This window comes from Bacillus sp. AFS055030 (assembly GCF_002574545.1).
Taxonomy (GTDB): Bacteria; Bacillota; Bacilli; order Bacillales; family Bacillaceae_G; genus Gottfriedia.
Genome location: NZ_NUGT01000027.1, coordinates 47,176 through 61,314, shown reverse-complemented (window position 1 = coordinate 61,314; position 14,139 = coordinate 47,176). Strand labels below are relative to the sequence as shown.

Sequence of the window (14,139 nt, the reverse complement as noted above, 5' to 3'; positions counted from 1 at the left end):
TTTAGTTTTCAAAGTTCACACCGTCGCGTCATTCGCGACTTTTTCATATTAACATTCTCAGAAGAGCCTGTCAACATTTTTTTAAAACCTTTTTTCTTTCGACGCCGTTATCTCTTGGCGACATAAAATAATATAACATCGATAATCCATACCGTCAACACTTTTTAAACGTTTTTTTCAAAAAAAGATAAAAACTCTTTTATAATAAGAATACAAGTGTATTTGTATATTAAAAAATAGAGATGATACTTCTAATAATAACAAAGTAAATACACTAATAAAGTTCATTGAAAGCTTCCTAGTAATAACAAATTGTTTAATATCATCAATCGCCTAAAGGGGTATAAATAGATTATTCATTCTCATTGTTTGAATAACAATAAGAAAAAAGTAGAATTAACCATTCACACTATAATAGAAGATAACCACCAGCATACAATCAATCAGTAATAGAGAGAAATCCAGAATTTAACTAAATTCAAAATTCTTCAATTTCATTTCAGATAGTTTTCCATGTTAGCACTAACATTTCCTATCTCATTTATGCTATATTTACAATGAATGGGGTGGACAAAGTGGCAAAAAAGAAAAGTAGTAAAATTAATAATATAAGAACGTTTGCACTTTCATTATTATTTATTGGCTTCATTATTATGTATGGTGGTGTGTTTTTCAGAGAGCATAAGATTGTTATGACGATATTTATGCTTGTAGGATTTTTAGCCATTATTGGTAGTACAGTTGTTTATTTTTGGATCGGAATGCTGTCTACAAAAACAATTCAAGTTATCTGTCCGAATTGTAACAAAACGACTAAAATGCTTGGAAAAGTTGACATCTGTATGTATTGCAATGAGCCACTTACATTAGATCCTTCATTAGAAGGAAAAGAATTTAATGAAAAATATAATAGCAAACGAAATGCTAAACAATAGCAATAAATAAAGCACATTACAATTTTGTAATGTGCTTTATTATGATAATGTTTTTTCTTTACATTTAGGACAAATACCGTATACTTCCATTCTATGATTGGTTACTTCAAATCCTGTTTCCTTTTCAACATATAGATTGATTCCTTCCAATCCATCGTAATGAAAATCATTCATTTCACCACATTTTTCACAAATAATATGATAATGATCAGTTGTAATATAATCAAAACGACTAGAGGAATCACCAAAGTTTAACTCTTTAACCATCCCTACTTCACGTAATACTCTGAGATTATTGTAAACTGTTGCCACACTCATATTTGGAAATTTCCCCTCAAGTGCTTTATAGATTTCATCAGCAGTTGGATGTGTTCCACTTCCTATTAAATATTCTATAATTGCATGCCTCTGAGGTGTAATACGTACGCCGCTATTCTTTAAATGTGAAATTGCATCTTGAATATTTTCCTTATGCAACGCCGCTCTCCCCGTTTCTATAAAATAGTTCCAAATTTAATTACTTATTATTAGTTTATTCAACCGCAAGAATATTTGTCAACTTTTTGAGAATTTCTAAAAAAAATTACCAATCGCAGTAAACAAAAAAAATGTGCGAGAATTCTCTCGCACTTCAATATGCTATCATCTGAGGAGGTATGCCCTATACACCAATATATTCCCTAAAGCAATATAGGTATAGACGAAAAGCTCGATTTTATTAGATAAAACGATTATTTCTCAAAAAAACTTAAGAAAACTCAAGTTAATTGCCCTAAAATAGTTTGTACAAATTTTATGAATGATTGATTGCACTATAAACATCTTCAACATGATTCTTTACTCTAACTTTTTGCCATACATTTTCGATACAACCTTCTTCATCAATTAAAAATGTTGTACGCTCTATTCCCATATATTCCTTACCAAAATTGTTCTTTAACTTCCAAACATCATATAACTTTGCAATCTCAGTTGTTTCGTCTGATAGTAATAAAAATGGTAATTGATGTTTTTCTATAAATTTTTCATGTCTTTTTATAGGATCAGGACTTATTCCTAAAATGACAGTTCCACTATTCATAAACTTTTCATATGAATCCCTAAAGTCACAAGCTTCCGTAGTACAACCTGGTGTCATATCCTTTGGGTAAAAGTAGAGAACTACTTTCTTTCCTCTAAAATCTGATAAAGCTACATCTTCTCCATTACTAGCTGGTAAAGTAAATTCTGGTGCTTTCATTCCAATTTCAACAGTCATAACAATCTCCTTAATCTTAATTATTAACGTTCATCTTTAAATACTTGTAAAACAAAAGCTGCTGGCATCGTATAACCGATAAGTGCTTCTACCATAGCAACCCATCTTCCGATTCCCACTGGTACAATATCCCCATAACCTACTGACAAAAGGGTGATTGCGCTAAAATATAAGCATAACCCCATTATATGGTAATTAGTCCCTTCAATAGGAATAGAATGCTCAATTAAAATCGGATGTGGTCCCCGATCAAGTATAAAATACACTGCGCTAAAGCCTATAAGAACCGTTCCATATATTAAAAATAAAAGAATGTAATTATTAATTGAAATAAGACTTTTATTGACTTTTGTAGTTGAAGTATTCCATAAATACACTAGACTATACAAAATCGCAAATATAGCAACAAAAAAGAAAAAAGCAGTTCCCATTCCAATCACCTCATTTCAATTTATGAAACAAGCTATTGAAATAGAATACTGCTTAGTTCCCAGCACCCTTATATTTTTTTACCCCCTGGTTCCAAATTAACACAGATATAATAAAAACAACTAGTCCCATAACAGGCGTTAAAAATGAATAGACATACCATTCACTTCTACGTAAAAAATATGCAGCTGGATAAACACCAACAAATGCAAATGGTAAAATCCACGTTAATACAAAGCGAATGATTGGATGATAAATATTAATCGGATAACGACCATAGTTTCCTATATTATACATTAACGGCATAATGGACGTTCTTGCATCTGACCAAAAACCGATACTTGCTAAAGCAATAAAGATACCAGCATAAACAAACATTCCCCCAAAACCCATCAGTAGAAATAAAAATGGATCATACCAAGTGATTGAAAGTCCTAATTTAAATCCGGCAAAGATCATAATAATCAATCCAGTAATAGCACCTAGTAAAGATTCTAACTCCATTTTCTCTAATACTACTTGAAAAAGACTATGAATTGGTCTAGTTAAAATACGATCAAACTCTCCCTTTACAATGTAACGATCATTAAAATCCCAAATATTAAAAAATGAAGCAAAAAGAGCAAATGGAACTAAAAAGAAACCATAAATGAATACGATCTCGTCTTTATTCCATCCTTCAATAAGTGAAGTATGATTGAAAACTAATAATATAAAAATTAAATTTACAGCCTGAGCCATCAAATCTGATAAAAATGATAAAAAGAAATTTGCTCTATATTGTAATTTCGTTTTTAAATACTGACCTGAATATTGAAGAAATATATTTAAATAAAACATTCTTTAACCTCCCTGTATAACAAGATGCTTTTTCGCTTTATACCATATAAGAGTAATAGGGATACATAAAATAACAATCCAAATTACTTGAAATAAAAGGCCTCTTAAAATCAATTCGCCTTTTATGCCATGGGCAAAAATCATACTAGGAATATAGCTGATTCCTTGAAATGGTAAATACTTCATTACATCTTGTGCCCAAACCGGAAAGAATGTGATCGGAATCGTTAAACCTGAAAACAAATCAATAATGACACGTTTAGCTTGAATAAATCCCATATTATTTTGAAGGAAGAATGCCATTAACCCTGTTAATAAATTCAATTGTGTATTAATTGCAAAGCTGAAAATCGATGCAAGTAAAAATAAACCTAAAGTTTTTAAATTAAATGAAACATCCAAACGAAAAATTAAAGCAACGATTATAAAGCCTGGAATTGAAAAGAAAAAGAATCTAAAAATCCCCTCACCTAATCCTTGCATCACTTTTGTTAGTAAATAGTTATAAGGTCTAATAAGTTCGATTGCTACTTTACCTTCTACAATTTCTTCAGCAATTTCACGATCAAGATTATTAAAATAAAACGCCCTTGCCATCCAAGCAATCGCTACATAAGTAGTCATCTGGTTAACTGAAACACCTTGAATTGACCCTTGGTGACCATAAATCGCCTTCCATAAAAAGAAATAAGCGCCTATATTGATTGTATAAATAACAATCCCAGTGTAATAATTCGTACGATACGCTAACATCATTAAAAAACGGATTCGAATGATTTCCATATACTTACTCATTACTAATACCTTCTTGGTAGATATTTCGTATAATTTCTTCTGTAGAAATTTCTAACATCTTCATATCTTTAACAGGATTTGATTGAACAACTTTCGCAATAATCATAGAAATAAGCGTTTCATCATTCGGTAATGTAACACTCCAAATATTTTCGCCTTCTTCTTCCTTCCATTTAACATCTGTTCGTCCGATTAATTCATTTAATGAGGTATGATTTACAGGCTTAATAAACTGGAATTGAATTTCTTTCTCTTCTCCCCATTGACCTTTTAACTGTTCAAGTTTTCCATCATAAATGATTTTTCCTTCATCCAACATAACTACTCGTTCACAAAGTGCCTCAATATCAGAAATATCATGGGTCGTTAAAAGAATAGTAGTTCCATATTTTTGGTTTAACTCTTTTAAAAACTCGCGAATTTTTAATTTGACTAATACATCTAGACCAATTGTTGGTTCATCCAAAAATAATAAAGGAGGATTATGAATTAATGCAGCTGCTAATTCACATCTCATTCTTTGACCTAAAGATAACTTTCTTACAGGTTGGTCTAATAAAGGCTCAATATCCAATGTCTTAATGATATACCCCATATGTTCTTCATATTGTTTATCCGGTATTTGATAAACTTTTTTTAGTAATCGAAAAGATTCTTGTACAGCAATATCCCACCATAATTGAGATCTTTGACCGAATACGACGCCTATTGATTTAACAAAACGCTCTCGATCTTTTTGAGGGTGGTAACCATTAACGGTTACATCACCAGAAGTAGGTGTTAGTATTCCCGTCAACATTTTAATAGTAGTCGACTTCCCTGCACCATTCTCTCCTATATAAGCCATCATTTCTCCTTTTTTTACCGAAAAGCTTATATTATTAACGGCTGTTTTTGTTCTATAATTTCTTGTAAACAAATCTCTAAATGCACCTTTTACACCAGAGCGACTCAAGAAAGTTTTAAATTCTTTATGCAAGTTTTGAACTTCAATTATGTTTTCCATAAGACTGCCTCCATTTTTTATTCCGTCGCTTAGTGTATTTGAAATACGAACTAAGTACAATAAAAAAGTACTAGAATGTAGTTTCCAATTTTTTCGGACTATTTTATTGAAAAATCTGGATTCTACAAAATGTTCAAATTTCTTTTCAACTTGTAAAGGCTTACATTTACCACGCGCTAAAATTTCGTGCTAGAATGTAATTTAACCACATAAATAATGTAAAGATGCCGGTTAAATTCTTTCATTTTTTTATCAATAATGGGAGGTACTCCATGAATAATCAAAAGTCAATTGAAATACATAATGAAGCTTTAGAACATATCGTTGGAGGAGTTAACAGTCCTTCAAGATCGTTTAAAGCAGTTGGTGGCGGAGCTCCTGTCACAATGAAGCGTGCAAAAGGCGCATATTTTTGGGATGTTGATGGCAATCAATATATAGATTATTTAGCAGCATATGGTCCTATTATCACTGGCCATGCTCACCCACATATTACAGCTGCAATCACTAAAGCAGCAGAAAATGGTGTTCTTTACGGTACGCCTCATGAACTAGAAGTACAATTCGCCAAAATGCTAAAAGAAGCGATTCCTAGTATGGATAAAGTTAGATTTACAAATTCCGGTACTGAGTCTGTAATGACAACCATTCGTGTAGCAAGAGCATACACCGGTCGTACTAAGATCGTTAAATTTGCTGGATGCTATCACGGCCATTCAGATTTAGTACTTGTTGCTGCAGGCTCTGGACCATCTACTCTAGGTACTCCTGATTCAGCTGGTGTACCACAAAGTATCGCTAATGAAGTTATTACAGTTCCATTTAATGACATTAAAGCATATGCAGAAACAATGGAAAAATGGGGACATGAAGTAGCTGGCGTACTTGTTGAGCCAATTGTTGGGAACTTCGGAATCGTTGAACCAAAAGAAGGATTCCTAGAAGCTGTTAATGAAATTACGCACAATCATGGTGCATTAGTCATTTATGATGAAGTAATTACTGCCTTCAGATTTATGTATGGAGGTGCACAAAACCTATTAGGAATTGAACCTGACTTAACAGCTCTTGGAAAGATTATCGGCGGCGGATTACCGATTGGAGCTTATGGCGGTAAAAAAGAAATTATGGAAACAGTTGCCCCGCTTGGTCCTGCATATCAAGCTGGTACGATGGCCGGTAACCCAGCATCAATCGCAGCTGGTATTGCATGTCTTGAAGTATTACAACAAGAAGGTGTCTACGAAGAATTGGATCGTCTAGGTGCTATTCTTGAAAAAGGTATTCAAGAAAAAGCAGATGAGCACAACATCCATATAAAAATTAACCGCTTAAAAGGTGCTTTAACAGTTTATTTCAATGTTGACGAAGTAACGAATTATGAAGAAGCAAAAGAAGCAGATGGAGAAGTTTTCGGTAGATTTTTCAAACTTCTTTTAGAAGAAGGAATTAATCTAGCACCATCAAAATATGAAGCTTGGTTCTTAACTACAGCTCACACTGAACAAGATGTTCAAAAAACAATTAACGCTGTTGGGAATGCGTTCTTAAAATTATCTACGATTAAACTATGATATATCTGAGGTCACTACAACTTGAAGTGACCTCTATTCATACATAGTTAATTCTGAATAATCAATTTTTTACATTTTTAGGAGGTAGTTAAATGAAATTTCAACCAAAAACAGAATGGTCACCAAGTTTATTTAGAGATTATTACAATCACGAACACGATGCATGTGGGATCGTTGCTTTTATCAATCGTTCGATCACTCCAACAAGAGATACGGTCGATATGGCTGCCGAAAGTTTACGAAAAATGAATCACCGAGCAGGATTTACAAACGGTGAAGGTGATGGTGTAGGCATTCAGACCGACATCCCTACTCTACTTTGGCAAGAAAAACTTACATCAGTAGGAATTAGTCCAGAAGTCGTTTCACACCCTTCATTTACAGTCGGACATTTCTTTTTAGATGAAAAATCAGAATTACAAACTTTGCTTCAAATTTTTGAAGAGAATGGTTTTGAAACTTTATATCATAGTTTTGACCAAACTTGTACATTAGCACTTGGACCGATCGCTAGAGAAGTAGAACCCGAATTCTTACAAGTTGCATTACTTCCAATTAAAAATCGTCAAAACACAAGCCTTTTTGAATTAACAAATATTATTACAAACAAAACTAACACAACTGTCGTATCGCTTAGTCAATCAACTTGCGTTTATAAAGTAATGGGAACAATCGACACGTTATTGTCATACTATTCAGATTTGCAAGACCCTAATTTTCAATCATCAGTAGTAGTTGGACATAACCGATACTCAACAAATACTTCTTCATCGTTTTCAAGAGTTCAGCCATTTAGCATACTTGCACATAATGGAGAAATTAATACAATCGAACAATTAAGAATTGAAGCAAAACAAATTGGCGCAAATATTTTGCATGGAAATAGTGATTCACAAGATGTAAACATAACACTCGAGACGCTAATTCATAAATATAACTACTCTTTGAAAGAAGCAATGGAACTTTTATTCCCGCCTGTACCTGCAGAATATGAATCAGATCCAGAAGTAAACTCCATTTACAATACAATTCGAAGTACATTCGGTCCATATTGTCAAGGTCCAGCGGGTATACTTACAAGAGAAGGAAATGAATTTGTTGCTAGTGTCGACGCTTTAGGTTTACGCCCTGTCTGGTTACTTGAAACAAATGATTATTATGTATTTTCTTCTGAGCAAGGCATCCTTTCTCCAGAATTATTTATAACTGAGCCACATGCCCTTTCACCTGGAGAAAAAGTTGGTATTAATTTATTAAAAGATCGTGCTCAACTATTAACACACCGTGAGTTAACGCATTTCGTTACAAGTAAACTAAACGAAAAATTAACAATGAATCTAGCAAATCAAGAAGCAAATTTAGCTGATTACGTTGAACACTCACCTCCTTCAATTCATCCGTTTGAATATGGAGCATTTGGATGGCAAAAGGAGCAAATTCAATTAGTTGAACAAATGGCAGAAAAAGGCGCAGAACCTATTCGTTCATTAGGGCATGACGCACCACTAGCATGTTTAGATGAAACTCGAAAAAATCTTTCTGACTTTATGAAAGAAACAGTTGCAGTCGTAACGAACCCTGCAATCGATCGTGATCGTGAAACAGAGCATTTCTCTATTTCTATACTATTAGGAAAAAGACCATCCATTGCAAAGAAAGAATCAGGAATTGTTCTACAACTCCCTTCTCCAATAGTAGGTGATGGTTTTGTAGGAAATACACTAAAAGCTAATCGTCAACAAATTTCATATGAAGAAATTCTAAATTTATATCAATTAGAAAATAAACTTTATACCATTCAAAGTACATTTTCTAATTTGCCATTAGAAGAAACATTGTCTCAATATAAATACGAAGCAGTAGAAGCTGTAAAAAATGGTGCAGAATGTATTGTTATAACGGATGAAGAAGCTCATAAGAATAATCAATACTGGATTGATCCAGCTCTTATTGCAGCAATAATCCATAATGGACTTGTGAATGCTAAGTTAAGAAGAAACTGTTCGATTGTCTTAAAGACAGCTGCAGTCCGTAATCTTCACGATTTAATGGTGATGAAAGGTTTAGGCGCAGATGCAATTAATCCTCATTTCCTTTTTGGAACAATTTCCGAATTGGAATCACCAGAGAAAATAGTCAAACTATATGATGTATTAAATAAAGGAATCGAAAAAGTTATTTCAACAATCGGTATGCATGAACTACGAGGTTATGCAAAAATGTTCAGTAGCATTGGTTTACAAGAAGATATCGCTTCGTCATTAGGCGTAATAAATTTCTTCGGTGATCAAACAGTTTCCGGATATAATTTATTAGAGGCTGATTCGAAAAAACGTTCTGAAGATTACAACGCAAATAACGCAGCAATGCCAAAGTCTTTCCACGTATTCCCTCGAATTTGGAAAGCTATAGGAGAAACAGCACAATCGGGTAGTTATGAAACATACCGTCAAAAATTAAATCAAATTGAAGAAGAGCGACCAACTGCAGTACGTCATGCGCTTTCTTTAGTTGAGAGTAGTGACCCAGTTGATTCAAGTCAGGTTTCATTAGAAATAGGAACTCACTCACTACCGTTTATTATCAGTTCAATGTCCTTTGGATCTCAAAATGAAGTTGCTTTTAGAGCATACGCTGAAGGCGCTAATCGATTAAACATGATCAGCTTAAATGGTGAAGGCGGAGAAATCCAAGATATGATTGGAAAATATCCAAATACTCGTGGACAGCAAATTGCTTCAGGGCGATTCGGAGTTAATGCTAATTTACTTCACTCATCTAACTTAATTGAAATTAAGATAGGTCAAGGTGCAAAACCTGGTGAAGGTGGTCATTTACCTGCTTCAAAGGTTACACAAAAAATTGCAGAAACGAGAAATGCAACACTTGGTTCTGATTTAATTTCACCTTCAAATAATCATGATATTTATTCAATTGAGGATTTAGCTCAAATGATTAGCGAAATTAAAGCTGTTAATCCTAAAGCAAAAGTAGCTGTAAAAGTCCCAGTTGTTCCAAACATTGGCACAATTGCTGTCGGTATTGCAAAAGCGGGTGCAAACTTTATTAATATCAGTGGCTTTGATGGAGGGACTGGTGCTGCCCGTGTTCATGCCATTCAAAATGTAGGTTTACCAGTTGAAATAGGTGTTCGTGCAGCACACAATGCACTACTAGAATCTGGTTTACGAAATTCTGTCGAGATTTGGGCAGATGGCGGAATGAAAAGCGTAAATGATGTAGTAAAAATGATGATTATAGGTGCAAACCGAATCGGCTTTGGAACTTTATCTATGATTGCAATCGGTTGTACGACTTGTCGTGGTTGTCATTTAGATACATGCCACGTTGGTATTGCAACACAAATCGAATCAGAAATCGAAGCAATGCGCCACGGTTTAAGAAAATTCACACCTAGACAACTTGAAACAGCTGTAACAAATTTAGTACAATTCTTCACTGCATTCAAAAATGAATTACAAGTGGTTGTTAGTTCACTAGGGGTAAAAAATGCACAAGATCTTGTCGGTAAAACTGAATTCCTAAAACAAACAAGATTTTTAGATACGCTAAGTTTAACAAATTTATTATCTACTAATAAAATTGAGACTAAAGAATATATTCTCTCGAATGGAGAATCTGCTAAAGTACTTCAAAGTAATGACGTTGGAGTTTATGCAAAGGTTGATAATGAATATCGTCATGCCGGTAGCTTATTAATCCATGATCTAGTAGTTAAAAGACAAACACAAGGTGTAACATCCCCTGTCGAGATTAGCTTTGAGGATCAATCTATTCCTGGTAACGGTTTAGGAACCTATACAGTGGAAGATTATTCTGTATTCGTCCAAGGCGGAGCTCAGGATGGTGTCGCGAAAACTGCCTTTGGTGGAACGATTTTTATTAGTAAAGCTTTAGGTGCTAACGGTCAATACTTTGGTGGTTCAGTCGGAAAATGCTTTGCATATGGAGCACAAAAAGGACAATTCTTTATCCAAGGTAATGCAGACTCACGAGCAGGCATTCGATTATCAGGAGCCGATGTAGTAATTGGAGGCCGTAATCAATCTAGTCAACCTATTTCACAGAAAACTCGCCTTGGTGCAAAAGCAAATATAAACGGCTTTGCTTTTGAATATATGACTGGTGGTCGTGCAGTTGTTCTAGGAGATCCAGGTCCATGGATGTGTGCAGGTATGACAGGCGGAGTGATTTACGTGCGAAGCTCACCTGAATTAGGTCTTACTAAGGAAGCTTACCAAAATCGAATTGCAAAAGGTGCAAGTGTGAGTATTGTACCGGTTGATGAAACAGGAAAAAACGATCTAAATGAATTGTTAGAGAAATATATTTCACTTCTAACTCAACATAATCAACATGAAGAAGCTGTATTTGTTCAAAGTTTATTAGACAATATTGAACAAAACTTCTTGCAAATTAAACCTAAAAAAGAACAAGCTGATCCATCTGTTTCAACTGAATGATTTAAAAAAAGAGGCAGTCAAAAAAAGTAGATTTCAGCCTTGAAATTTAAAAAACAAAACGCAAGAATGTTGATTTAACAGCATTCTTGCATTTTTAATTTGTCGGTTTTTTAATCAAACAGGGCTTTTGAGACAGCCTCTTTTTCAGAGTGTTGAAATATATTGTATTCAATATTGAAAAATTAGAATACCATATGAATTTCAAGGAAAAATAGTATTTTTATTGTTTTTATGTCATCTTATTTAATTGAAATATAAATGTTTAAATTAACTCAAAAGTTAAAATATTTTCTCTTTGACAATCAATATTTTAAAGATGTGTAAGTATTATTATTATTATTATTAGTTTCATTTTGATCTTGATGAATAATGTGAAATTCATTCGTTTAATTGACTATTCTATTGTTTTTAAGATTATTCTTTTTCATAAAGAAAATGATTGGAACGAAAGGGTGCCGGGCTCCTATGGGAGATGCGGGAAGGCTGAGACCCCACAGGCGCACGTCGAGGAGGCTAAAGAATCTCGCCCCATGGAAAGCGAGCAACCTGTAGTGGAAATCACTGAGACACAACTTACTTATCAAAATTTAATTGACAATTTTTTTTCAACAGCGTGAAAAAGAAGCGAAAAATTTCGCTTCTTTTTTCATGGTTCTACCACCGTATCGATTGATAAAGCCTTTTCATTTCTAAGTTCGAAATCTTTAAATTTAACTAATAATTTAATCTTTTTTCTCGTTCAAATAATAAACAAAATTTCTTAAAAAATTGTATTGATAATACGAGTAGTTCATTGTATAGTTACATGATGTTACACGAGAAAAAATAAAAGTTACTTTTATTGAAGCAATTTTTAAAAAATCTCGATGTAATAAATAGTAGTTTAGTAGTAATATAGTTAAACGTTCATATTTCATTACAAGCTTTAAGCTAGACAAACAAAAAGGAGTAATACAATGAGATTAGGAGCGCGTGTTCTAAAAACTGGTATAGCTATTACGCTCGCCATTTATAGCGCGATGTTTTTTGATTTAACAACAGCTTCAATTGCAGGTATCTCTGCTATTTCAGCATTAAAATCATCAGTAAACCAATCATATAAATCGTTAATTGAACAACTTCAAGCTAACTTGATTGGTGCGATACTGGCAATTATTGCAGTGATTACTCTAGGAAATAATCCAGTAATTATAGGATTTACATGTATTCTCGTGATTATCATTACATTAAAACTAAAACTCGAAAATACAATTGCTACAACATTAGTTACTGTAGTCGTTATTATGGAAGTAAGTACAAGTACAGAACACTTTGCCATTTTTACATTCGATCGTATTATGGCAGTAACGATTGGGGTTTTAGCCGCTTCATTTGTAAATATTTTCTTAATGCCTCCAAATTATGAAAAAAAATTATCTCGTGGCATGATTTCGATTACTGAACAAACAAATAAATTAATGATGATGGCTCTACACAAAACTGTCAGTCATAATGGATTAAAAGATGAAATTTATCAATTAAAAGATATGATGAGAAATATTACAAAAATATATCGTTTATACAGAGAAGATCGTATCATTCTTGTTGGGCGTAAGAAAAAAGAGCATGAAAAATCTCGTAAAATCGTATTGTTTAGACAAATGCTTGTCACAGCCGATAACGCATTTGATACGTTAAAAGCTTTAAACCGATTAGAATATGAAATTAATGCATCTCCGAAAGAGTTCCAAGATTTAGTAAAAAATGAACTAACATGCTTAATGCAATTTCACGAACATGCTTTAATGAAATTAATCGGTAAAGTAAACTTAGATCATAATGCTCCATTTCATAGAGAAGAAAACATATTAAAAGATAAATTAACAAAGGCATTCTTGGACCACCATGATCTTAATGACGAAGAAAAACAAAAAACATGGTTCCATTTATTCCGAGTCGTTTCTGCCATTTTAGAATATAGTGAAAATGTTCAGCATTTAAATACACTCGTTGATAGCCATCAAACTTATCATAAAGAATACCAAGTTCAAGTTGAACAGGTTGAAACAATGTAAAAGCCTCCACATTATGGAGGCTTTTTATTTTTAAATTGAAAAACGGAAAATTCACTAAGTAAGCATCTTCTTCAAAAAACATAACCACCCGTGATAACGGGTGGTTTGCTCTGCGGCTGAAAGCCTTTGTTACTGACCAAACCCTAAAGGGCTATTGAACGGTTCGCCTGATGTACTACTATTACTGGCCAGACCTCAAAGGCCTTCTGCTTACTTTCTTTTCTTTTTCTGTATCTCTTCACCAGTAAATGGATCTATGTATTCCATCATGCTTAACTGTTCCGCCACTACATCATCTTGTAGTTGATTTCGTATATATTCTTCTATCACCTTCTTGTTTCTTCCAACTGTATCTACATAATATCCCGTGCACCAAAATTTTCGATTTCCGTATCGATATTTCAAATTCGCGTGACGATCAAAAATCATTAAACTACTCTTTCCCTTTAAATATCCTACAAATGCTGACACACTGATCTTTGGTGGGATGCTAACTAACATATGAATGTGATCCTTACACGCTGTCGCTTCAATAATCTCTACACCTTTTCTTTCACATAAAGTTCGAAGTATTTCTCCTATGTCTTTCTTTATTTTCCCGTAAATGACTTGCCTTCTATATTTCGGGGCGAATACGATGTGATACTTACAATTCCATGTTGTATGTGCTAAACTATTACTGTCTTTTGACATAAAAATTCCTCCGTATGCTGCNNTTCGTTTCCACAATAAAAAAGCACAAAGAATTTCTTTGTGCCTATCTT

10 protein-coding genes and 2 pseudogenes are annotated in these 14,139 nt (G+C 33.5%); 4 read left to right on the top strand and 8 right to left on the bottom strand.

Features of this window, described 5'->3' with window-relative positions; translation table 11 throughout:
* Positions 1-575 precede the first annotated feature (575 nt).
* Complete coding sequence (locus tag CN925_RS12105) at positions 576-935, top strand: YgzB family protein (protein ID WP_088014834.1); 360 nt, start codon at positions 576-578, stop codon at positions 933-935.
* A 39-nt stretch (positions 936-974) separates the two neighbouring features.
* Here the strand turns inward: CN925_RS12105 and CN925_RS12100 are convergent, their stop codons facing one another.
* The 7 genes and pseudogenes from CN925_RS12100 to CN925_RS12075 all read right to left on the bottom strand — a co-directional run.
* On the bottom strand, positions 975-1,412 hold the full coding sequence (locus CN925_RS12100; protein ID WP_098846480.1) for a Fur family transcriptional regulator: 438 nt from the start codon (positions 1,410-1,412) through the stop codon (positions 975-977).
* A 316-nt stretch (positions 1,413-1,728) separates the two neighbouring features.
* Positions 1,729-2,193, bottom strand: a complete 465-nt coding sequence (gene bcp / locus CN925_RS12095) for a thioredoxin-dependent thiol peroxidase (protein WP_286138335.1) — start codon at positions 2,191-2,193, stop codon at positions 1,729-1,731.
* 23 nt (positions 2,194-2,216) lie between these two features.
* Positions 2,217-2,624: a potassium channel family protein gene (locus tag CN925_RS12090; RefSeq protein WP_098846479.1), complete on the bottom strand. Its 408-nt coding sequence runs from the start codon at positions 2,622-2,624 to the stop codon at positions 2,217-2,219.
* Positions 2,625-2,676: 52 nt separating this feature from the next.
* Complete coding sequence (locus CN925_RS12085; protein ID WP_098846478.1) at positions 2,677-3,462, bottom strand: ABC transporter permease; 786 nt, start codon at positions 3,460-3,462, stop codon at positions 2,677-2,679.
* Between the two features lie 3 nt (positions 3,463-3,465).
* Positions 3,466-4,257: an ABC transporter permease gene (locus tag CN925_RS12080; protein ID WP_098846477.1), complete on the bottom strand. Its 792-nt coding sequence runs from the start codon at positions 4,255-4,257 to the stop codon at positions 3,466-3,468.
* A pseudogene (locus CN925_RS21765) lies at positions 4,250-4,387 on the bottom strand (daunorubicin ABC transporter ATP-binding protein); the annotation flags it as partial. The pseudogene CN925_RS21765 and the gene CN925_RS12080, both read right to left, overlap by 8 nt.
* Before the next feature lie 86 nt (positions 4,388-4,473).
* A pseudogene (locus CN925_RS12075) lies at positions 4,474-5,263 on the bottom strand (ABC transporter ATP-binding protein); the annotation flags it as partial.
* 272 nt (positions 5,264-5,535) lie between these two features.
* Between CN925_RS12075 and CN925_RS12070 the strand changes: the two are divergent.
* From CN925_RS12070 to CN925_RS12055, 3 genes are all read left to right on the top strand, one after another.
* Positions 5,536-6,837, top strand: a complete 1,302-nt coding sequence (locus tag CN925_RS12070) for a glutamate-1-semialdehyde 2,1-aminomutase (RefSeq protein ID WP_098846475.1) — start codon at positions 5,536-5,538, stop codon at positions 6,835-6,837.
* 92 nt (positions 6,838-6,929) lie between these two features.
* Positions 6,930-11,321 (top strand): glutamate synthase-related protein, encoded by a 4,392-nt coding sequence (locus CN925_RS12065; protein ID WP_098846474.1) that lies wholly within the window; start codon positions 6,930-6,932, stop codon positions 11,319-11,321.
* Between the two features lie 956 nt (positions 11,322-12,277).
* Complete coding sequence (locus CN925_RS12055) at positions 12,278-13,375, top strand: FUSC family protein (RefSeq protein WP_098846472.1); 1,098 nt, start codon at positions 12,278-12,280, stop codon at positions 13,373-13,375.
* Between the two features lie 210 nt (positions 13,376-13,585).
* On the opposite strand, the gene tnpA is transcribed toward CN925_RS12055, so the two are convergent.
* Positions 13,586-14,068 (bottom strand): IS200/IS605 family transposase, encoded by a 483-nt coding sequence (gene tnpA / locus CN925_RS12050; RefSeq protein WP_098846471.1) that lies wholly within the window; start codon positions 14,066-14,068, stop codon positions 13,586-13,588.
* Between the last annotated feature and the right edge of the window lie 71 nt (positions 14,069-14,139).

Coding starts and splice junctions, on each gene's coding strand:
- bcp (WP_286138335.1), bottom strand. CDS start 2,193: ATGACTGTTGAAATTGGAATGAAAGCACCAGAATTTACTTTACCAGCT.
- CN925_RS12090 (WP_098846479.1), bottom strand. CDS start 2,624: ATGGGAACTGCTTTTTTCTTTTTTGTTGCTATATTTGCGATTTTGTAT.
- CN925_RS12085 (WP_098846478.1), bottom strand. CDS start 3,462: ATGTTTTATTTAAATATATTTCTTCAATATTCAGGTCAGTATTTAAAA.
- CN925_RS12080 (WP_098846477.1), bottom strand. CDS start 4,257: ATGAGTAAGTATATGGAAATCATTCGAATCCGTTTTTTAATGATGTTA.
- CN925_RS12070 (WP_098846475.1), top strand. CDS start 5,536: ATGAATAATCAAAAGTCAATTGAAATACATAATGAAGCTTTAGAACAT.
- CN925_RS12065 (WP_098846474.1), top strand. CDS start 6,930: ATGAAATTTCAACCAAAAACAGAATGGTCACCAAGTTTATTTAGAGAT.
- CN925_RS12055 (WP_098846472.1), top strand. CDS start 12,278: ATGAGATTAGGAGCGCGTGTTCTAAAAACTGGTATAGCTATTACGCTC.
- tnpA (WP_098846471.1), bottom strand. CDS start 14,068: ATGTCAAAAGACAGTAATAGTTTAGCACATACAACATGGAATTGTAAG.